The following is a 21,492-nucleotide window of genomic DNA, read 5'->3' as shown; positions in this document are numbered from 1 at the left end:
TGGCTGCGCGCTCACCAACTGAACAATGCGTGGCAGACCATCGATGTAGGTACAAAAATTATTCATTAATACCTCAGCCAACCCGCTTGGTCGGGCCGTGGTAAAGGTCAGCGAACATATCAGCCATGGCTTCTTCGCTGGGTTCTTCCTGCATTTGCACGCTAACGGCGCGGCTGACCAACTGATGACGACGCGGCAGATGCAAATCATCCGGGATCCGCGGGCCATCGGTCAGGTAAGCCACCGGCAATTCATGACTGATGGCCAGGCTCAACACCTCGCCCAAGCTTGCCGTTTCATCCAGTTTAGTCAGGATGCAGCCGGCAAGGCCGCAACGTTTGTAACTATGATAAGCGGCGGTTAGAACCTGTTTTTGGCTAGTGGTTGCCAAGACCAGATAATTTTTTGATTTGATCCCTCGTCCGGCCAGGCTTTCGAGCTGCATGCGCAGTGCCGGATCGCTGGCCTGCAGGCCGGCGGTATCGATCAGCACTACGCGTTTGCGCAGCAAGGGTTCCAGCGCCTGCACCAGCGATTGACCCGGGTCAACGTGGGTGACCGACACGTTGAGGATGCGGCCCAGGGTCTTGAGCTGTTCCTGAGCACCGATGCGATAGCTGTCCATACTGACCAGCGCGATGTTTTGCGCGCCGTACTTGAGCACGTAACGGGCCGCGAGCTTGGCCAGTGTGGTGGTCTTGCCCATACCCGCCGGGCCGACCATGGCAATCACGCCACCCTCTTCCAGTGGCTCGACTTCTGGAGTGGCGATCATCCGCGCCAGGTGCGCGAGCAACATGCGCCAGGCCTGACGAGGTTCTTCAATGTCGGTAATCAGCGCCAGCAGATCGCGCGACAACGGACCCGACAGACCGATGCGTTGCAGGCGACGCCAAAGGTTGGCCTGGGCCGGGCGGCTGCCTTGCAGCTGATTCCACGCTAAAGAGCCAAGCTGCACTTCCATCAGTTCGCGCAGGCTGTTGAGTTCGAAACGCATCGAGTCGAACGCACGCGGGTCAACGCCGGTCGTTGCCGCAGGCGCGGGTGTCGGGCGCCGGGGCTCGGCCAGGGTCGGCTCGGTCAACGGTTCGGCGGCGGTCAACGGCAGGCCGGCGAACAACTGGCGATTGGTGGTCTGGTCGCTCTCGCCATCGCCACGCAGGCTCAATTCGGCCTGGGCGGTGACGATCCGCGACTGGGTCTTGCGCAACTCGTCCTCGAGCTCCATGTTCGGAACACGCGGGGCCAGCGCCGACAATTTGTAATCCAGGGCAGCCGTCAGCTCAACACCGCCGGCGATCCGGCGATTGCCAATGATGGCGGCATCGGCGCCCAGCTCATCACGAACCAGTTTCATGGCCTGACGCATATCGGCGGCGAAAAAACGCTTAACTTGCATAAACCACTACCTCAGCCGTTGGGCCCTACTGTCGCAACGATGGTCACTTGCTTGTTGTCAGGGATTTCCTGGTAAGCCAACACATGCAAACCCGGGACTGCCAGTCGGCCGAATCGCGAGAGCATCGCGCGAACCGGACCGGCCACCAGCAGAATCACCGGTTGACCTTGCATCTCCTGACGCTGTGCCGCTTCGATCAGCGAGCGTTGCAGTTTCTCTGCCATGCTTGGCTCCAGCAGAACACCCTCTTCCGAGCCTTGTCCTGCCTTCTGAAGACTATTGAGCAATATTTGTTCCAACCTTGGTTCCAAGGTGATTACAGGCAGCTGCGACTCAGTGCCTACAATGCTTTGCACGATTGCGCGGGATACGCCGACGCGCACCGCGGCCACCAAAGCGGCAGTATCTTGACTCTTGGCGGCGTTGTTCGCGATGGCTTCGGCGATGCTGCGAATGTCCCGTACCGGCACTTGTTCGGCGAGCAATGCCTGCAAGACTTTGAGCAATTGCGACAGCGAAACCACCCCAGGCACCAGCTCTTCGGCCAGTTTCGGTGAGCTTTTGGCTAACAACTGCATGAGTTGCTGGACTTCTTCGTGGCCGATCAGCTCGCTGGAGTGCTTGTACAGAATCTGGTTCAAGTGCGTTGCCACTACCGTACTGGCATCGACCACGGTATAGCCGAGGGATTGCGCCTGGGCACGCTGGCTGATTTCGATCCAAACCGCCTCCAGACCAAAAGCCGGATCTTTGGCGGTGATGCCGTTGAGCGTGCCGTAGACCTGCCCCGGGTTGATCGCCAACTCGCGGTCCGGGTAAATCTCGGCCTCGGCCAGGATCACGCCCATCAAGGTCAGGCGGTAGGCGCTGGGCGCCAGGTCGAGGTTGTCACGGATATGCACCGTCGGCATCAGGAAGCCCAGGTCCTGGGAGAGCTTTTTACGCACACCCTTGATCCGCGCCAGCAACTGACCACCCTGATTGCGATCCACCAGCGGGATCAGGCGGTAACCGACTTCCAGGCCGATCATGTCGATCGGCGTCACGTCATCCCAGCCAAGCTCCTTGGTTTCCTGAGCCCGGGCTGGTGATGGCAACAGTTCCTGCTGACGCTTGACCTCTTGCAGGGCCTGAACCTTGACCGCGTTCTGCTTCTTCCAGAACAGGTAAGCGCCGCCGGCCGCCAAGGCTGCCATGCTCAGAAAGGAGAAGTGCGGCATGCCCGGCACCAGCCCCATCACCGCCATCAAACCAGCGGCCACCGCCAGGGCTTTCGGCGAGGCGAACATCTGACGATTGATCTGCTTGCCCATGTCTTCCGAGCCGGAAGCACGGGTCACCATGATCGCGGCGGCAGTCGACAACAGCAGTGATGGCAATTGCGCCACCAAACCGTCACCGATGGTCAACAGCGCATAAACCTTGCCGGCATCACCAAAGCTCATGCCGTGCTGGAAGATACCGACCGCCATGCCGCCGATCAGGTTGATGAACAGAATCAGCAGGCCGGCAATGGCGTCCCCACGCACGAACTTGCTGGCACCGTCCATCGAGCCGTAGAACTCGGCTTCCTGAGCCACTTCCATCCGGCGCAGTTTCGCCTGGTTCTGATCGATCAGACCGGCATTCAAATCAGCGTCGATCGCCATTTGTTTACCGGGCATCGCATCGAGGGTGAAACGCGCGCTCACTTCGGAAATCCGCCCGGCGCCCTTGGTCACCACGACGAAGTTGATGATCATCAAAATCGCGAAGACCACGATACCGACCACGTAGTTACCGCCGATCACCACTTCACCGAAGGCCTGGATCACCTTACCGGCGGCGGCATGGCCGTCCTGACCGTGGAGCATCACCACCCGCGTCGAGGCCACGTTCAGCGCCAGTCGCAGCAACGTCGCCACCAGCAGAATGGTCGGGAACACCGCAAAATCCAGCGGCCGCAGGGCGTACACACAGACCAGCAACACAACGATGGACAAGGCAATGTTGAAGGTGAAAAACACGTCCAGCAGGAACGGCGGCACCGGCAACATCATCATCGCCAGCATGACCAGCAGCAACAGCGGCACACCCAGATTGCCTCGACTGAGGTCGGCAACGTTTGTGCGTGCAGTGTTGATTAACTGAGAGCGATCCACCGGTTTTCCCCGTTCCTTTAAAGCAAACTTTTGACGCCTGAAGCAGGCGCAGGGCGGCTATTGCAAGAAGCCTTCCAACTTTTGCCGGGGGTTGAAATAGAGGTCTGTTTCGGGGATTTGTATTGCTTGAATCGACGCCTTCGCGGGCGGCGTTCCGACTTGCCCGCGAAGAGGCCGGCACTGTCAACGCACAATCAGGAATCGCGGCGCAGATCCGGCGGAATCGGCAGATCGTCCTGGAGCGGATCCGGGCGCTTGCCCTTGCCGGCGCGGTACTGGCGGATCTGGTAGACATAGGCCAATACCTGGGCGACCGCCAGATAGAGCCCGCCGGGAATTTCCTGCTCCAGCTCCGTGGAGTAGTAGATCGAACGCGCCAGCGCCGGCGATTCGAGCAGCAGCACCTTGTTGGCCACGGCGATTTCGCGGATCTTCAGGGCCAGGAAGTCGCTGCCCTTGGCGATCAGCATCGGCGCCCCGCCCTTTTCCGGATCGTACTTGAGGGCTACGGCGTAGTGAGTCGGGTTAGTAATGACCACGTCAGCCTCAGGAATGGCCGCCATCATCCGCCGCTGCGACATCTCGCGCTGCAACTGGCGAATGCGCTGCTTGACCTCCGGTTTACCGTCCTGATCCTTGTGTTCGTCGCGCACTTCCTGCTTGGTCATCAGCAGTTTGTTGCGGCTTTCCCACAACTGCACCGGCACGTCGACCGCAGCGATGATGATCAGCCCACAAGCCATCCACAACGTGCTCCAGCCAACCACTTGCAAGCTGTGAATGATCGCCATGTCCAACGGCTCATGGGCGATGCGCAGCAGATCGTCGATGTCCGACGACAAGACCGCCAACGCCACGAACAAGACGATGAAAAACTTCGCCAGAGCCTTGAGCAATTCAATTAAAGCCTTGGTCGAGAACATCCGTTTCAGGCCTGCGCCGGGGTTCATCCGACTGAACTTGGGCGCCATGGAGCCGGCCGCGAACAGCCAGCCACCGAGGGAGATCGGGCCGATCAACGAAGCCAACAGCAAAGTGATCATCACCGGTTGAATCGCCAACAGGGCAATCTGTCCCGAGTGCAGCAAGAAGGTGCCCATGTTGCGCTGATCCAGAATCACTTCCCGCGACAGCGTGAAGTTCATCCGCATCAGTTCCATCATGTCCTGCGCCAATGCACCACCGAAAATCAGCAGCGCACCGGCGCCGGCGAGCATGACCGCCAGGGTATTGAGCTCCTTGGAGCGCGCAATCTCACCCTTCTCACGGGAGTCCTTTTTGCGTTTCTCGGTGGGGTCTTCTGTTTTGTCCTGACCGCTTTCGCTCTCAGCCATAACTCAGCGCGCCCGTGCCAGTTCGCGTAACAACTGCAAAGCCTCGGAGGCCAGCGGTTGGTACTGATTGAGAATGTCCGCCAGACCGACCCAGACAATGATCAGCCCGAGCACCAGGGTCAGCGGAAAGCCGATCGAGAAGATGTTCAACTGCGGCGCTGCCCGGGTCATCACGCCAAACGCAATGTTGACCACCAGCAACGCAGTGATCGCCGGCAACACCAGCAACAGCGCCGCACCGAACACCCAGCCAAGCTTGCCGGCCAATTCCCAGAAATGATTAACCATCAACCCGCCACCGACGGGCAGCGTGGTGAAGCTCTCGGTAAGGACTTCGAACACCACCAGATGGCCGTTCATCGACAGGAACAGCAGCGTTACCAGCATGGTAAAAAACTGCCCGATCACTGCCACCGACACCCCGTTCGTAGGGTCGATCATCGAGGCGAAACCCATACCCATCTGGATCGCGACAATTTGCCCGGCGACCACGAACGCCTGGAAGAACAACTGCAAGGAGAAACCCAACACCGCGCCAATAATGATTTGCTCGGCGATCAGCAGCAGCGCGCTCAGGTCCAGCGCATTGACCGGCGGCATCGGCGGCAGGCCGGGAGCGATCACGAAGGTGATCGCCAGGGCGAAGTACAGACGCACGCGCTGGGGCACCAGTGTCGTGCCGAAAATCGGCATGACCATCAGCAACGAACCGATGCGAAACAACGGCAACATGAACGTCGCCACCCAAGTGCTGATCTGGGTGTCGGTCAGCTGAAGCAGCGACGACATGGCTTAGCCGATGACCATCGGGATGCTGTGGTACAGCTGGATGATGTATTCCATGAACGTCTGCACCATCCACGGGCCGGCAACGATCAGCGTCACCAGCATCACCAATAGGCGCGGCAGGAAGCTCAGGGTCTGTTCGTTGATCTGGGTCGCCGCCTGGAACATCGCCACCAACAGCCCCACCAGCAAGCTCGGAATCACCAGCACGGCAACCATCATGGTGGTCAGCCACAGCGCTTCGCGAAAGATATCTACGGCAACTTCCGGCGTCATGGTGAAACGCCGCCGAAGCTGCTGGCCAAGGTGCCGATGATCAACGCCCAACCATCCACCAGCACGAACAGCATGATCTTGAACGGTAGGGAAATAATCAGCGGCGAGAGCATCATCATCCCCATGGCCATCAGCACACTGGCCACGACTAGGTCGATAATCAGGAACGGGATGAAGATCATGAAGCCGATCTGGAACGCGGTTTTCAGCTCAGAGGTGACGAACGCCGGCACCAGAATCGTCAGTGGCGCCTGATCAGGCGAAGTGATGTCGGTGCGTTTGGACAAGCGCATGAACAGCTCCAGATCGCTGCTGCGAGTCTGCGCCAGCATGAAGTCCTTGATCGGCACCTGAGCCTTGGCCACGGCATCCTGAGCGGTGAGTTTCTCCGCCAGATAGGGTTGCAAGGCATCCTGATTCACGCGATCGAACACCGGCGCCATGATGAACATGGTGAGGAACAGCGCCATGCCGGTGAGGATCTGGTTCGACGGTGTCTGCTGCAAGCCCAGGGCCTGACGCAGGATCGAGAAAAACGATGATGATCCGGGTGAAGCTGGTCATCAGCATGACGAACGCCGGAATAAAACTCAGCGCGGTCATGATCAGCAAAATTTGCAGACTGACCGAGTATTCCTGAGCGCCTTCGGCGTTAGTGCCCAAGGTAATCGCCGGGATCGACAACGGATCGGCGGCGAACGCCAGCGGCGCGACCAGCAGCAGGGCCAGGGTCAAGACGATGCGTAACGCACCCATTACTTCTTATCCTTCTGATCCTTGCCGAGCATCCTCAACAGATGCTGGGCAAATTCCGGGGTCGCTTTCTCGGTAGTGGCGGACACCGGCACCGGCTCCTTGAGCACATGCAACGCAGTGATGGTGCCAGGGCTAAGGCCGAGCAGAATCTGTTCATTACCGACCTGCACCAGCATCAAACGGTCACGAGGCCCGAGCGCGCGGGAACCGATCAGCTCGATCACCTGCCCCTTGCCGGCCGGCCCGGCCTGCTGGACCCGGCGCAGCAGCCAGGCAAGGAAAAAGATCAACCCCAGCACCAGCAGCAAGCCGAACACCAATTGCGTCAATTGCCCGGCCACACCACTGCTGAGCGCCGGCGCAGCAGCCGCTGTCGCAGCTGTCGCCACCTGCTCGGCCGCCAACACGCTGCACGGCAAGATCAGCGCTAACCCCAGCACAAAACCCAGAACCTTTTTCACTCAGCGCAGCTTCTTGATGCGTTCGCTTGGGCTGATCACGTCGGTCAGGCGGATGCCGAACTTTTCGTTGACCACCACCACTTCACCATGGGCGATGAGTGTGCCGTTGACCAGCACGTCCAGCGGCTCGCCGGCCAGACGATCGAGCTCGATCACCGAACCCTGGTTGAGTTGCAGCAGGTTGCGGATGTTGATGTCGGTGCTGCCGACTTCCATGGAAATCGACACCGGGATATCAAGGATCACGTCCAGGTTCGGACCGTCCAGCGTCACCGGATCGTTGTTGCGCGGCACGCTGCCGAACTCTTCCATCGGCAGACGGCTGGACGGCGAATCGCTGGTGTCGGCGGCCAGCAAGGCATCGATATCGTCCTGCCCGGCGTCACCGGTTTCTTCCAGGGCCGCAGCCCATTCATCGGCCAGCGCCTGGTCGTCCTGGGCGTTCATATCGTCGTTCATCATTTGTCCTCGGCGGGCACCTGCTCAATCACGAGCAGTCAATTAAAAGGGGGTTGGAGCGCCGGTCAGCGACGCTCGATCGGCTCGATCACCTGCAACGCGAGGTTGCCTTTGTGCGAGCCCATCTTGACCTTGAAGGCCGGCACGCCATTGGCGCGCATGATCATTTCTTCCGGCATCTCGACCGGGATTACATCCCCCGGCTGCATGTGCAGGATGTCGCGCAGGCGCAACTGACGGCGGGCCACGGTGGCACCGATCGGTACGTCGACGTCCAGCACGTCCTGGCGCAAGGCGTTGATCCAACGCTCGTCCTGATCATCGAGGTCGGACTGGAAGCCGGCGTCGAGCATTTCGCGCACCGGCTCGATCATCGAGTACGGCATGGTCACGTGCAGGTCGCCGCCACCGCCATCAAGCTCGATGTGGAATGTCGACACCACAATGGCTTCGCTCGGACCGACGATGTTGGCCATGGCCGGGTTCACTTCGGAGTTGATGTACTCGAAGTTCACTTCCATGATCGCCTGCCAGGCTTCCTTCAAATCGACGAAGGCCTGTTCCAGCACCATGCGCACCACACGCAGTTCGGTGGGGGTGAATTCACGCCCTTCGATCTTCGCGTGACGGCCGTCGCCGCCGAAGAAGTTGTCCACCAGTTTGAACACCAGTTTGGCGTCGAGGATGAACAGCGCCGTACCGCGCAGCGGCTTGATCTTGACCAGGTTGAGGCTGGTTGGCACGTACAGCGAATGCACGTATTCGCCGAACTTCATCACTTGCACGCCACCGACGGCAACGTCTGCCGAACGGCGCAGCATGTTGAACATGCTGATGCGGGTGTAGCGAGCGAAACGCTCGTTGATCATTTCCAGAGTCGGCATGCGTCCACGGACGATGCGATCCTGGCTGGTCAGGTCATAACTCTTGATGCTGCCGGCTTCGGCGGCGTTATCGGTCTGTACCAGACCATCGTCGACACCATGCAACAGCGCATCGATCTCATCTTGGGACAGCAGGTCTTGCACGGCCATGTCGTGTTCCTACTGCAGTACGAAATTAGTGAAAAGCAACTGTTCGATCACCACTTTGCCGAGCTCTTTCTGCGCCACTTCCTGGACGCTGGCCGTGGCTTTCTGACGCAACATCTCCTGGCCGACCGGCGTCGCCAGCGTGGCGAAATCCTGAGCGGAAAACAGCATCACCAGGTTATTGCGGATCACCGGCATGTGGACTTTGAGCGCTTCCAGATCGGCCTGATTGCGGCCCTGCAGGGTGATGCTCACCTGCATGTAGCGCTGACGGCCGCTCTGGTTGTAGTTGGCCACGAAGGCCGGCGCCATGGCTTCGAAGATCGCCGGCTGCTTGCCGACTACAACGGCTTCAGTGGCAGCGGCAGGCTTGCTCTGGGTGCCGTGCATGAAGTACCAGGTCGCGCCCACGGACACGCCGATCGCCAGCAGCAGGGCCACGACAATCACAATGATCAGCTTGATTTTGCCTTTGGTTGCGGGGTCTTTTACTACTGCTTCGCTCTTCGCCATGCCAATAATCCGTCACTATTCGGGTTTTCACAGTCGCACGGCAAGGCAAGAGCAAGTGTTATGCCAGAAGTGTCCGAGGGAAAAATGGATGGCGGCGAGCAGGCACCTGAAATCAAAAGATCGCAGCCTTCGGCCGCTCCTACAGTTGGATGGTGTACACCCTGTAGGAGCCGCCGAAGCAGACTGTGTGAAAACGCAGTAATCGCGGCCCAAGCAAACGCCACGGCTTGTTCGGGGCGTTTGCTCTTTGCGGGAAGCAGACGAAAAAAGGCTATTCAGCCCATTAACGCCATCAGTTGACGTGCTCCCAGCACATTAATCACTCTTTTGAGGTTGTAGGCGTTTATCGCCAGCGCCATTTCCGCTCTCGCGCCTTCCACTGGGCAATGCGCTTGTCCAGCTTTTCCTCCTGGAGCTTGAGCTGTTTGAGATTCAGATGCCGTCGTGCAGACGCCACCGTCCGAAATTTACTGCCATCGATGGCAACCAGGTCGCCCGCAATCAAACCGACCGCGCGGCAGAATTGGACAAAGGCCCGGCACGTGGCAATGAACGCGGTTTTGTTGTCCCGACGAAAGTCGGCAATGGTTTTAAAGTCGAGCTTGAGTCGATTGATCAGCCACATGACTTCGACGTTGCGTTGGCACTCGGCTTCAAGTCGGCGCGAGGAGCGAATCCGCTGGAAATAGCCGTAGAGATACAGTTTGAGCTGGTCGGCAGGATCGTAAGAGGGACGTCCTGTGCCTTTGGGAGTTGCCCTGCCGAAGCCCAATTGAACAAGATCCAGTCCTGCGACATAGGCGTCAATCACGCGAACGAGATGATCTTCAGGTATTAAATCTTCCAGAGAAACCGGGAATAGACTGGTCTGGTTTCGTGGTTCACCTTGGATATACGCCACAGCAAAAATGCCCCGTATCTTTCAATGATGGGGCATTTTCTTGAATCGCTGCGCAAATGGCTAGGTTTTCACACAGTCTGGAAGCCTGCGATCTTTTGAGCGGCGCCCTGATTTATCAGGCGTAATAATCGACGGCGCTGGAGCCAATCACACTGGTGGTGTTGGCGGCTACTTCAGCGACAGTCGCAGGGAGTTCTTCATCGGCAGCGTCGAGGCGACCGCCACTGGCGTTGCTACGCCCACCCTGCCCCTGTTGAGCCTGTTCCTGCCCCTGCCCCTGCCAGCCCCGGGATTGATCAGAAACGTTGACGTCGACCTGCCCCATGCCTTGCTGCGCGAACAGATCACGCAGGCGATGCATTTGCCCATCGAGCGCTTCTCGAACGCTGGGGTGAGCACTCATGAAGGTCACCTGGGTCTGCTGATCGGGAACCATGTTCACCCGAATATCGAGGCGTCCCAGCTCGGCCGGTTGCAATTGAATGTCGGCCGCCTTGAGGTTGGCACTGGACAGGTACATGACCCGGTTGACCACTTCCTCGGTCCAACCGCTCTGATGCATGGCGATTGGCTGATTCACCGGCAATGCGTTGGCAGTTTTCGGCGTTGCCGCCTGGGTCAAAGCTGCCAGACGATTGGCGAAGTCATCGACACGGGTATCGCTGCTAGCAGATTTGAGATCCTTGAGGCCGTCATCGATCAGGCCACTGAAAGCCTTTTCGCCGTCCTGACTGGTGCTGTCCTGGTCGGCTTGCACATCGAACATGCTCGCCATGCCCACGGCAAAGTTCTGTGCCGGGGTCAGCTCGCCGTCGACGTGAGCCTGGGTCGGCGCCGCTTTTGGCTGAGCCTGGCTGGCGGCCGAAACATGCCCGCCCTGCTCCATGGCCAAGCGCACGGCCGGCAGCGCATCGAGAGGATCGGCTTCGGGATCGAAATCAGGATCGACGGTCGCAACGGGCTGCGTCGCTGTCGCGGTAACAGCGGCTGCGACGGGTGCTTCGACGGCTGACTGCACAGTGGCGACAACGGGTGGAGTTTCCGGCACGGGGGCTGACAGCACCGGCAGCACCACTTGCATCAACGCCGGATCGAGGGCTGGATCGACAGGCGCGGTATCGACTACCTGCGTCGCCGTCTCGGCCGCATCCGGCGCGTCATCGCTGGCCGTCTTGTCATCAGCCTGCGCCGGTTTATCGGCGGGCAAGGATTTGCCGCTATCGGCAACCGGCGGTTCCGGGGCGGCAGACTTGTCGTTGCTCACGTCCTTTATGTCGGCGCTGTCCGGCGCTTTGTCGCGAGCAGCTTTAGCCGATCCGTCCGCCACGGCCGAGGGCTTGTTCTGGGACTGATTGGCGTAGACCCGAGCGAAGCTGGACGCCTTGTCCCCAGCCTCAGCCGTCAGCGCCGGCGCATTGGCGGACGCAGCTTGAGCCTTGGCCTGTGTGGCGGCCTGAAGAAGAATGTTGGGGGTAACGGGCATAGAACGGTCTCCGCTGCACTGGGATCGTAGGTACAGTTGAGCAAGTTGTCTGCAAGGGTCGAGCCAGCTTTGCTCGCTGGCCGCTAAAAGCGCCGGACGGTTGATTTATTCAGCAAGGGAACGCTGGCGTTCCGCTTCGTAGAGCGGTCGGACAATTGCGAACTCGCCATCAATTTCTCCGACCAGCGCTTCAATGCCTTCGAGGCTTTTTTGCTTTGCGCGCTGCTCCAACTCATTACACAGCTCGGCCAGCCGGGTAGCGCCCATGTTGCTGCAACTGCCTTTGAAGCTGTGCGCAGCGGCGCCCAACTGATCGGCGTTGTCAGCCTTCTGCAGCAGACTCAAACGCGCTTCGGAATCGGCGAGAAAGGTATCAAGCAATTCTGGATACCCGTCCTCCATAACTTCCTGCAACGCGCTCAGCACGTCACGGTCCAGATGTGTGTCAGCCACTTGTTCACTCCTTGATCAAGAATGCCCGGGATCAGGCCAGAGCCTCCCAGAAGAACTCTACGTGAGCACTGCGCCCATTATCGGTCCAGCGCGCATGATGGCTCAACTGACGGATCAAACTGACGCCACGTCCCGACAGGCGGACACCATCGACGGGACGCTCCATCACCCGCGCCACATCGAAGCCCTTGCCACTGTCTTCGACCTGGATCGTCAAACAACCACCCTCATCTTTTGGCATCACCTGCAAATGCACCCGAACATAGCCGTCCCGCAAATCGTCCAGACGTGCATTGCGCTGCTGATAATAGCGCGCAAAACCCGATGCATCGCGTTTCAGGCTCGAATCCAGACCCAGCACGCCATGCTCCAGGGCGTTGGAATAAAGCTCAGCCAGCACACTGTAGAGCGCGCCACTCTGAGCCCGCAGACCATGCACTTCAAGCAGCAACTGCAACAAGTACGGCAGCGGATTGAAGCGCTTGAGGGTGGCGGCGCGGAACTCGAAACTCACCGACCAGTCCAGCGGGCTGGACTGGCCGCTGTCGGAATACACCGGCGCTGGCGCACTCAGTTGCGCAGCCTTCAGCAGACTGACCTCAACCATGCTCACGTCATCGCGAGCCTCGCCGCGAAAATCCCGCAGGGCCTGTTCAATCTCCTCGAACAGCGCATCAGGCTGACGATTGGCTGCAAACACCTGCTCCAATCGCTCCACCCCAAACAATTGTTCATTGGCATCGCAGGTATCGATCACTCCGTCGGACAACAGAAAGACCCGATCCCCGATAGCCATCGGGAACACCTCGGTACGGTCATCGAAGGTTGGCGGGCTCAGCACGCCCAACGGCAAGTGCCGCGCCGCCAGAGTGATACGTTCGCCGCTGGCGGTACTGTGTAAATAGCCGTCCGGCATCCCACCGTTCCAGACCTCCACCGATCCTCGCTGAAAGCTCAGGCACAGCAAGGTCGCACAGCAGAACATGTCCACCGGCAGGATACGTTTGAGCTTGGCGTTCATCTCGCGCAGGGTTTCGGACAAGCCGTAGCCCTTGGCCGTCATGCCGTAGAAGACTTCGGCCAGGGGCATGGCGCCAACAGCGGCCGGCAAACCGTGGCCAGTGAAATCGCCAAGCAGCACGTGCATGTCGCCGGCCGGGGTGAACGCGGCCAGCAACAGATCGCCATTGAACAGCGCATAGGGCGATTGCAGGTAACGGATATTGGGGGCATTCAGGCAACCGGAATGGGCGACCTTGTCGAACACGGCTTTGGCCACCCGTTGTTCATTGAGCAGGTAATCGTGGTGCCTGGCGATCAGGTCGCGCTGCTCCAGCACCGTGGCTTGCAAGCGTCGCAAGCGGTCCATCGCCTTGATCTTGGCGGCGAGGATCACCTGGTTGTAAGGCTTTGCCAGAAAATCGTCGCCCCCGGCCTCCAGACAACGAGCCAAGGCTTCGCTTTCGGTCAGCGACGTCAAAAAGATGATCGGCACCAGGGTTTCGCCGGCCAGCGCCTTGATTTGTTGTGCAGCCTCGAAGCCGTCCATCACCGGCATCATGGCGTCCATCAGCACCAGATGCGGTCGCTGCGAGCGGAACGCTTCGACCGCCTCGGCGCCGTTGGCAGCCGTTAGCACCTCATGACCCTGACGACGGACGATAGTCGACAGCAGCAGGCGATCGGCCGCGCTGTCTTCAGCGATCAGAATCGTCAGCGGCTCGAGCGGCTGCATGGCGATCAACTGATGTCGAACAGTTTGTCGAAGTTGGAGATGGCGAGGATTTTCTTCACATCGGTGCTGCTGTTGACGACGCGAATATCGGAATTGTCGCCACCGGCGTGATCACGCAGCAAGAGCAACATGCCCAACGCAGAGCTATCGAGATAAGTGGCTTTCTTCAGGTCCACCACAATGGACTCGGGCTTACTGTTGAGTCGCTCGTAGGACTCGCGAAACTCCTGATGCCGACCGAAATCGAATCGCCCCTCGATCGAAATCGTCAGCTTTTTCCCATCCTGAGATACTTCTGTAACGACTGACATTTCACGGCTTCCTTGTCATTGACGAACGTACGTGTAGAAGGTTTAGCACCTGATGGGGGCTGGAGCAAGGCTGAACAATTGTACGGTTAGTAAAATCGCCTTCGCGGGCTACCTGATTCAATACGGATCATGACGCGGCAACCGTTGGGACAGTTCATCCAGCAACTTCTGCTCGCGCTTGTCTTCCAGTTGCCGCGCCTCATCCCTGTAGCGCTGAACCAGCTTGCGCAAGCCTTCGACCCGGGCAAACGCCTGCTGCCAAGTCTCCCGAGCCTTGTTCAGGTTGTTCTGATGCCAGGCCAGACTTTGTCGCTGCTGATCGATGGCCGTGCCCAGTTGCGCCAGGAAACCTTGATACCCCAGCAGCCATTGACCCGACACGCCGCCGCTGCCGCGCACGATCCATTGCTCTTGATAATCGAGATGAAAGGCTTCGAGGTCGGCCAGTTTGCTTTCCGCCAGGCGCACCTGACCCTGGAAGTGCCCCAGGCGCTGGACGGCGGTTTTCTCGGCCTTTTCAGCCATTTCCACCACCGGTGCCAGGCGCGCTGCGCGACTCAGGGCCATGGCCGATTAACCGCCTGGCGCTGGCGCGAATACCGACGCAAGATGGCCTTCGCTGGCGCCCATGCTGATGTTGTCGTTCAAGCCCTGGCGCAGGTACATCGTCATAGCCGGTTGCAGATTGATCGCGGTGTCGGTTTCCCGGTCTCCGCCGGGCACATAGGCGCCGACGCTGATCAGGTCGCGACTCTGCTGATAGCGCGACCAGTATTGCTTGAACATCTGCGCGTGGTTCATGTGCTTGACGCCGACCACCGACGGCATGACCCGGCTGATGGACGCTTCGATATCGATGGCCGGGTAATGCCCTTCCTCGGCCAAGCGCCGGGACAGCACGATGTGCCCGTCGAGCACGCCCCGCGCCGAGTCGGCGATCGGGTCTTGCTGGTCATCGCCTTCGGACAATACGGTGTAAAACGCAGTGATCGAACCGCCACCCTTTTCGGCGTTACCGGCCCGTTCCACCAGTTTCGGCAGCTTGGCGAATACCGACGGCGGATAGCCCTTGGTCGCTGGCGGTTCGCCGATGGCCAAGGCGATTTCCCGCTGGGCCTGGGCGAACCGGGTCAGGGAATCCATGAGCAACAGGACATTCTTGCCCTTGTCGCGAAAATACTCGGCGATCCGTGTGCAGTACATAGCCGCGCGCAGACGCATCAGCGGCGCATCATCCGCTGGCGACGCCACCACCACCGAACGCTTGAGCCCTTCTTCACCGAGGATGTGCTCGATGAATTCTTTAACTTCACGACCCCGCTCACCGATCAGCCCGACGACGATGATGTCGGCCTCGGTGAAGCGGGTCATCATGCCCAGCAGCACACTCTTGCCCACGCCAGTACCGGCAAACAACCCGAGCCGCTGACCGCGACCGACCGTCAACAAACCGTTGATGCAGCGAATACCGACGTCCAGCGGCTGGCTGATCGGGTCACGCTTGAGCGGGTTGATGGTCGGACCGTCCATCGGCACCCAGTCTTCAGCCTTCATCCCGCCCTTGCCATCCAGCGCACGACCGGCGCCATCGAGGACCCGCCCGAGCATGCTCATACCCATGGGCAGACGACCGGTATCGGCCAAGGGAACCACCCGGGCGCCGGGGGCGATGCCGGCGACGCTGCCGACCGGCATCAGAAAAACCTTACTGCCAGAGAAGCCCATGACCTCGGCCTCGACTTGCATCGGATGATAGCTGTCATCGTTGATGACCATGCAACGGCTGCCCATGGCCGCGCGCAAGCCTTCGGCTTCGAGTGTCAGGCCGACCATACGCAGGAGGCGACCTTCGAGGATCGGCGCGCCAGCCAGCTCTGTGGCCTCGGCGTAGCTACCGAGGCGCTTGGCGAAGCTGGTGCGATCAAGGCGCATCGGGTTCGTCCTGGTCCGGGAGGACAGCAGACTTTTCGTCGACCGGCAGTTCCAGGCTCAGGTCCGGCGCGGCTGGGTGCAGCGCTTGATCGTGCAATTGATCGAACAGCTTGGCCATGACTTGGGTCACACGGGTTTCGATGGTGGCGTCAATCCGACTGTGCTCGGTTTCGACCCGACAACCGCCTGGCAACAAAGACGCGTCCTCGACAATGCGCCAGGTTTCTTCATGGCGCTCGCGCAGGGCTTTGACCTGTTCGAAATCCTGCGGATTGATGTATAGCCGCACATTGTCCGCGCCCAGCGGCAAAAGCTTGAGGGCTTCACGCATGACGAGTTCGATCTGCGCCGAGTCGATCGCCAGTTCGCGCTGAATCACTTGTTTGGTGATGTGCTGCACAAGGTCGACCAGCGACTTTTCAATCTGGGTGTCCTGCTCGGCAATCGGCTCGAACAGGTTGGCCATCAGTTGTTCCAGGCCAGCAATCTTGGCCGTCAGGGCCACTTCGGCTTCCTGACGGACCTTGAGCGTGGCGCTGTGAAAACCTTCTTTCTCGCCAACGGCGAAGCCTTCGTTGTAGGCCTCCTGGCGAATGCTTTCGAGCTCTTCGAGGGTCAGTGGCTGGACTTCCTCCAGCGGCACTTCTTCCATTTCCGGCGGTTCGGGCTCCGGTTCCGGCTCGGGCTCCGGCACAAACGGGTCGAAACTGGGCAGTGACCAGACGTCAAAACCACTGACGTCCTTGCCACGGATCAGGTCGGTATTGGACTCATCATGTTTGGACGACATAGTGACCTTAGATCATCTCTTCGCCGCCCTTCCCGCCGAGAACGATTTCTCCGGCTTCGGCCATACGGCGGGCAATGGTGAGGATTTCTTTCTGCGCGGTTTCCACGTCGCTGACGCGCACCGGGCCTTTGGCCTCGAGGTCGTCGCGCAACAGTTCGGCCGCCCGTTTGGACATGTTCTTGAAGATCTTTTCCTTGACGCCTTCGTCCGAGCCCTTGAGGGCGAGCACCAGGACGTCCGAGGACACTTCGCGCAACAGCGCCTGAATGCCGCGGTCGTCGACATCGGACAGGTTGTTGAACACGAACATGAGGTCTTCGATCTGACCGGACAGGTCTTCGTCGACTTCGCGGATCGAGTCCATCAACTGACCTTCGATCGAGCTGTCGAGGAAGTTCATGATGTCGGCCGCGCGCTTGATGCCACCCAGGGTGGTGCGCGAGGCATTCGAGTTGCCGGAGAACTGCTTCTCGAGAATCTGGTTGAGTTCTTTCAGGGCCGCTGGCTGCACGGTGTTCAGCGAAGACACGCGCAGGATGATGTCCAACCGGACCTTGTGATCGAAATTACCCAGCACTTCACCGGCCTGATCCGGGTCGAGGTACGCCACCACGATTGCCTGGATCTGCGGGTGCTCGTAACGGATCACATCGGCAACCGCGCGCGGTTCCATCCACTTCAGGCTGTCGAGGCCACTGGTGTTGCCGCCCAGCAGGATCCGGTCGATCAGGCCGTTGGCCTTGTCTTCGCCCAGCGCCTGGGTGAGCATGTTGCGCACATAGTCATCGGAGCCGACGCCCAGGCTGGTCTGGTCGCCGACGATGTCGACGAACTCGCTCATGACCTGCTCGACCTGCTCGCGGTGTACGTTACCCATCTGGGCCATGGCCACACCCACACGCTGGACCTCTTTAGGCCCCATGTGGCGCAGCACTTGCGCGGCGTCGGTAGGACCCAGGGACAGCAGCAGGATCGCGGCTTTATCAACCCGGGACAGTTTGGCGACAGCGGCTCGGTTATCACTCATCTGCGTTAATCCACTCTTTCACGACCTGGGCCACGCGACCCGGATCTTCTGCCACCAGACTCTTGATTGCGTTCAACTGTGCGTCATAGCCTTCGCTCGGGCTCGGCAGCAGGATGCTGGTCGGGCCACCGAGGCTGACGCGGTCGTTGGCCAGCTCGCCGTCCAGGCCACCGATGCCACCAAGCTCCATGTCGCCGCCAAAGCCAGCGAGCTGCTTGCCTTTGCCGCCACCGGTGATGTTGTTGAGTACCGGCCGCAGCACGCCGAATACCAGCACCAGGATGAACAACACACCCAGCACTTGCTTGACGATGTCCCAGAACCAAGGTTGGGAGTAGAACGGAATATCGGCGATCACTTCCCCGCGCTCGGCGGAGAACGGCATGTTGATCACGCTGACGCTGTCACCACGGCTGGCATCGAAACCGACCGCGTCCTGTACCAGACGGGTGAAGCGCGCCAATTCGTCGGCGCTCCACGGCGCACGAGTGGTTTCACCGTTGGCCGCGTTGACCTTGACCTGATCATCCACCACCACCGACACCGACAGGCGATTCAAACGGCCCTGTTGTTGTTTGGTATGGCTGATGGAACGGTCGAGTTCGAAGTTCTTGGTGGATTGTTGACGCTTGTCGGCCGGGTACGGCGCCAGCATCGGCTGGCCGGTGGCCGGGTCCATGATTTGCTGACCGTTGGCGTCGAGCAATGGCTGGCCTGGCTGCACCATGCCGGCCGACGCGGTGGCGCCGCCGGTGGTTTGCGGCGCCGAGGCTGGCGATGGCGGCTGGTTGCTCAGAGCACCCGGCACACCTTGCGGGCCATTGCTGGCGGTACGTTGCTCGTTGACCGACTGCTCACTGCGCAATGCCGGCTGGTCCGGGTTGAACTGCTCGGAAGTCGACTCGACGGCACTGAAATCCACATCAGCCGAGACTTCGGCTTTATAGCGGTCATTGCCCAACACCGGTTGCAGGATGTTGTGCACACGCTGAGTCAGCATGCTTTCCATGCGACGGCTGTAATCGAACTGCTTGCCGGCCATGGTCAGTTCGGAATTTTCCGCCTGATCCGACAGCAGATTGCCCTTCTGGTCGACCACCGTGATCTGCGACTTGCTCAGTTCGGGAACGCTGGTCGCCACCAGATTGATGATGGCGACGACCTGGCCTGGCTCCAGCGAGCGACCGGAATAGAGTTCAACCAGCACCGAAGCGCTGGGTTTGCGCTCGTCACGCACGAACACCGAGCTTTTCGGAATCGCCAGGTGCACGCGGGCACCCTTGACGTTGTTCAGGCTGGAAATGGTCCGGGCCAGTTCGCCTTCGAGGCCGCGACGATAGCGGGTCGCTTCCATGAACTGACTGGTGCCCAGCCCCTGCTCCTTGTCGAGAATTTCAAAACCGATATTGCCATCGCTGGGAGTGACACCAGCGGCCGCGAGCTTGAGCCGCGCACGAGACAGGTCATCGGCCTTGACCAGCAAGGCACCGGAGTTCGGTTCAACGTTATAGGGGATGTCGGCGGCGGCCAGGGTTTCCATGACCTGCTTGGCATCCATACCGGCAAGGCTGCCGTACAGAGGCCGGTAGTCCGGCTGTTGCGACCACAACACCACGGCAAAACCAATCGCCACGCTCGCGGCCAGGCCAACCAACAGGCCCACCTGACGCAACATGGTCATCTCGGAGAGGTTTTCCAGAAAGGACAACCCGAACAGCGGCGGTTTGCCGTCTATTGGAGTGGCCTTGGCCGGCACATTATCGGCGACTGCTTCTGCCATGACTCAATCTCGTCCTTAAACCGGCATCTGCATGATGTCTTGGTAAGCCTGAACCAGCTTGTTACGTACTTGGGTCAGCGCCTGAAAAGACACGCTGGCCTTCTGTGAGGAAATCATCACGTCCGTCAAGTCGACGCCGCTTTTACCGATCTCGAAGGCGCTGGCCAACTGATTGGACGCCTGCTGGGTGTCGTTCACTTTATTGACGGCCTGACCGAGCATGTCGGAAAAGCTGCTGCCACCCAATTCAGGGACGGCGGCAGTCGATTTCGGCGCAGACATGGCATCCATTTGCATGGAACGCATATCCAGCATCAACCGATTGAATTCAATACCTTGGCTCATGGCTTCTCTCTTTGACGAGTCTACGTCTTTGACGACCCGCAATTTTTTGACACTCACTCGGCGGGTAGTGAGGTGTTAGCAACAAGGGTGCCAGCTCGGTGGCCGCGCTAAACAAAAGCCCATTCCGGGCTTTGCCTTAACAGTGAATCAGCGCACCCACATTTGGATCTGTGTTGCTTGCGTCAACTTTCACGTAGCGAACAAATACGCTTCCACGTCCATTCCGGCGTCGCGCATCTGCGCCAGCTTGTAACGCAAGGTGCGCGGGCTGATGCCCAGTCGCTCGGCAGCTTCTTTGCGACGGCCGCGCTCGGAGCGCAAGGTGTCAATAATCATCTGGAATTCACGGCGCCGCAGATCCTCGCCGAGGGCGCCCGCCGATTCGGCTTCGACTTCCACTGCGCGCACGGGTGTCGGCGCCAATGTCGGCAGCGGCGCACACGCCACAGGCCCGGCCAGGCAGAAATCCTGCGGCTGGATCAAGCCGCCCTGCTGCAGAATCAAGGCACGCTGGATCGCATTATCCAGTTCACGCACGTTGCCCGGCCACGGATAGCCGATCAGGCACGCCTGCGCCTCAGGCGAGAGCCTCGCCGCGGCATGCTTCATTTTATTGACGTGTTTGGCCAGCAGCCGCTCGGCCAGCGGCAGGATGTCGGCGGTGCGCTCGCGCAGCGGACGCCAGGCCAACGGGAACACCGAGAGACGATAGTAAAGGTCTTCACGAAAACGCCCCGCCGCCACTTCAGAGGCCAGGTCACGGTTAGTGGTGGCGACCACTCGAATGTCCAGTGCGATCGGCTTGCGCCCACCCACTCGTTCGACTTCACGCTCCTGCAATACGCGCAGTAATTTGGCCTGAAGGCCGAGGGGCATTTCGGAGATTTCATCGAGCAGGATTGTGCCGCCATCGGCCTGTTCGAACTTGCCGGCCTGCCCCGCAATGGCACCGGTGAACGAACCTTTTTCGTGACCGAACAAGGTGGCTTCGAGCATGTTGTCCGGGATCGCTGCGCAGTTGATCGCAATGAACGGCTGACTGGCGCGACGGGAGTGCTGATGGATGTAACGCGCCAGCACTTCCTTGCCGGTCCCGGATTCACCAGAGATCAACACCGTGGAATCACTGCGCGCCACTCGCGCGGCCAATTCGAGCAATTGCGCACTGGCCGGTTCGAACGCCACGGGTCCCTCGCTCTCGCTCTCGCCGAGACTACCCAACGCATGACGCGCCACCAGATCGAGCAAGGCTTTGGGCTCGAACGGTTTGACCAGATAATCCGCCGCGCCCTGACGCATCGCGTCGACCGCTCGCTCGACAGCACCGTGAGCGGTCATCAGTAACACCGGCAGCTGGGGTTGGCGAGTCCGCAGCAACCCAAGCAGTTGGTGCCCATCCATGCCCGGCATGTTGACGTCACTGATCACCAGATTGAACGCCTCGGCGCCGACAGCTTCCAGCGCCTCTTCCGCCGAACCGACCGCCCTGTAATCGTGCCCGGCAAGCAGCAGCGTATCGGCCAATGCCTCCCGTAGTGCGCGATCATCCTCGACCAGTAAAACCTTGATCGCCATGTTG

Annotated in this window: 20 protein-coding genes and 2 pseudogenes; all 22 read right to left on the bottom strand. The window is 59.9% G+C overall.

Going from position 1 to position 21,492, the window contains the following annotated elements; genetic code table 11:
- Positions 1-73: 73 nt before the first annotated feature.
- Positions 74-1,399: a flagellar biosynthesis protein FlhF gene (flhF, locus tag LOY56_RS07040; protein WP_258620719.1), complete on the bottom strand. Its 1,326-nt coding sequence runs from the start codon at positions 1,397-1,399 to the stop codon at positions 74-76.
- Between the two features lie 11 nt (positions 1,400-1,410).
- On the bottom strand, positions 1,411-3,540 hold the full coding sequence (gene flhA, locus LOY56_RS07035) for a flagellar biosynthesis protein FlhA (RefSeq protein ID WP_258620718.1): 2,130 nt from the start codon (positions 3,538-3,540) through the stop codon (positions 1,411-1,413).
- 194 nt (positions 3,541-3,734) lie between these two features.
- Positions 3,735-4,874 carry a flagellar biosynthesis protein FlhB gene (gene flhB / locus LOY56_RS07030; protein WP_258620716.1) on the bottom strand — a complete coding sequence of 380 codons (1,140 nt, stop codon included), beginning with the start codon at positions 4,872-4,874 and terminating at the stop codon, positions 3,735-3,737.
- A 3-nt stretch (positions 4,875-4,877) separates the two neighbouring features.
- The gene (fliR, locus tag LOY56_RS07025; RefSeq protein WP_258620714.1) at positions 4,878-5,663 is read right to left on the bottom strand and encodes a flagellar biosynthetic protein FliR; all 786 of its coding nucleotides are present in this window, start codon (positions 5,661-5,663) and stop codon (positions 4,878-4,880) included.
- Between the two features lie 3 nt (positions 5,664-5,666).
- The gene (fliQ, locus tag LOY56_RS07020; protein ID WP_258620712.1) at positions 5,667-5,936 is read right to left on the bottom strand and encodes a flagellar biosynthesis protein FliQ; all 270 of its coding nucleotides are present in this window, start codon (positions 5,934-5,936) and stop codon (positions 5,667-5,669) included.
- Positions 5,933-6,692, bottom strand: a pseudogene (gene fliP, locus LOY56_RS07015) (flagellar type III secretion system pore protein FliP). The gene fliQ and the pseudogene fliP overlap by 4 nt, the downstream one beginning before the upstream one ends.
- The gene (gene fliO / locus LOY56_RS07010) at positions 6,692-7,153 is read right to left on the bottom strand and encodes a flagellar biosynthetic protein FliO (protein ID WP_258620710.1); all 462 of its coding nucleotides are present in this window, start codon (positions 7,151-7,153) and stop codon (positions 6,692-6,694) included. The pseudogene fliP and the gene fliO overlap by 1 nt, the downstream one beginning before the upstream one ends.
- Positions 7,154-7,612 (bottom strand): flagellar motor switch protein FliN, encoded by a 459-nt coding sequence (fliN, locus tag LOY56_RS07005; protein WP_408980376.1) that lies wholly within the window; start codon positions 7,610-7,612, stop codon positions 7,154-7,156. It abuts the gene before it with no gap.
- 65 nt (positions 7,613-7,677) lie between these two features.
- The gene (gene fliM, locus LOY56_RS07000) at positions 7,678-8,646 is read right to left on the bottom strand and encodes a flagellar motor switch protein FliM (RefSeq protein ID WP_258620707.1); all 969 of its coding nucleotides are present in this window, start codon (positions 8,644-8,646) and stop codon (positions 7,678-7,680) included.
- A 9-nt stretch (positions 8,647-8,655) separates the two neighbouring features.
- Positions 8,656-9,156: a flagellar basal body-associated protein FliL gene (gene fliL, locus LOY56_RS06995; RefSeq protein WP_258620705.1), complete on the bottom strand. Its 501-nt coding sequence runs from the start codon at positions 9,154-9,156 to the stop codon at positions 8,656-8,658.
- Positions 9,157-9,526: 370 nt separating this feature from the next.
- Positions 9,527-10,057, bottom strand: a pseudogene (locus LOY56_RS06990) (transposase); the annotation flags it as partial.
- Positions 10,058-10,172: 115 nt separating this feature from the next.
- Positions 10,173-11,540, bottom strand: coding sequence for a flagellar hook-length control protein FliK (locus tag LOY56_RS06985; RefSeq protein WP_258620703.1), 1,368 nt, complete (start codon positions 11,538-11,540; stop codon positions 10,173-10,175).
- Between the two features lie 105 nt (positions 11,541-11,645).
- Positions 11,646-11,993 carry an Hpt domain-containing protein gene (locus LOY56_RS06980; protein ID WP_258620702.1) on the bottom strand — a complete coding sequence of 116 codons (348 nt, stop codon included), beginning with the start codon at positions 11,991-11,993 and terminating at the stop codon, positions 11,646-11,648.
- A gap of 31 nt (positions 11,994-12,024) precedes the next feature.
- The gene (locus tag LOY56_RS06975; protein ID WP_258620701.1) at positions 12,025-13,728 is read right to left on the bottom strand and encodes a fused response regulator/phosphatase; all 1,704 of its coding nucleotides are present in this window, start codon (positions 13,726-13,728) and stop codon (positions 12,025-12,027) included.
- A gap of 5 nt (positions 13,729-13,733) precedes the next feature.
- The gene (locus tag LOY56_RS06970) at positions 13,734-14,039 is read right to left on the bottom strand and encodes an STAS domain-containing protein (protein WP_258620700.1); all 306 of its coding nucleotides are present in this window, start codon (positions 14,037-14,039) and stop codon (positions 13,734-13,736) included.
- Positions 14,040-14,156: 117 nt separating this feature from the next.
- Positions 14,157-14,606, bottom strand: coding sequence for a flagellar export protein FliJ (gene fliJ, locus LOY56_RS06965; RefSeq protein ID WP_258620699.1), 450 nt, complete (start codon positions 14,604-14,606; stop codon positions 14,157-14,159).
- A gap of 6 nt (positions 14,607-14,612) precedes the next feature.
- Complete coding sequence (gene fliI, locus LOY56_RS06960) at positions 14,613-15,971, bottom strand: flagellar protein export ATPase FliI (protein ID WP_258620698.1); 1,359 nt, start codon at positions 15,969-15,971, stop codon at positions 14,613-14,615.
- The gene (gene fliH / locus LOY56_RS06955; protein WP_258620697.1) at positions 15,961-16,761 is read right to left on the bottom strand and encodes a flagellar assembly protein FliH; all 801 of its coding nucleotides are present in this window, start codon (positions 16,759-16,761) and stop codon (positions 15,961-15,963) included. The genes fliI and fliH overlap by 11 nt, the downstream gene beginning before the upstream one ends.
- A 7-nt stretch (positions 16,762-16,768) precedes the next feature.
- On the bottom strand, positions 16,769-17,788 hold the full coding sequence (gene fliG / locus LOY56_RS06950) for a flagellar motor switch protein FliG (protein WP_258620695.1): 1,020 nt from the start codon (positions 17,786-17,788) through the stop codon (positions 16,769-16,771).
- Entirely contained in the window at positions 17,781-19,568 is a 1,788-nt protein-coding gene (fliF, locus tag LOY56_RS06945) for a flagellar basal-body MS-ring/collar protein FliF (RefSeq protein ID WP_258620693.1), read from the bottom strand. Before fliF ends, fliG begins: the two co-directional genes overlap by 8 nt.
- Before the next feature lie 15 nt (positions 19,569-19,583).
- Complete coding sequence (gene fliE, locus LOY56_RS06940) at positions 19,584-19,913, bottom strand: flagellar hook-basal body complex protein FliE (protein ID WP_008072611.1); 330 nt, start codon at positions 19,911-19,913, stop codon at positions 19,584-19,586.
- A 189-nt stretch (positions 19,914-20,102) separates the two neighbouring features.
- Positions 20,103-21,488, bottom strand: a complete 1,386-nt coding sequence (locus tag LOY56_RS06935) for a sigma-54 dependent transcriptional regulator (RefSeq protein WP_258620692.1) — start codon at positions 21,486-21,488, stop codon at positions 20,103-20,105.
- Positions 21,489-21,492 lie beyond the last annotated feature (4 nt).

Origin of the sequence: Pseudomonas sp. B21-048 (genome assembly GCF_024748615.1) — a bacterium.
Taxonomy (GTDB): domain Bacteria; phylum Pseudomonadota; class Gammaproteobacteria; order Pseudomonadales; family Pseudomonadaceae; genus Aquipseudomonas.
The sequence above is the reverse complement of the archived record's forward strand: the minus strand, read 5'-3'. Positions and strand labels throughout refer to the sequence as shown.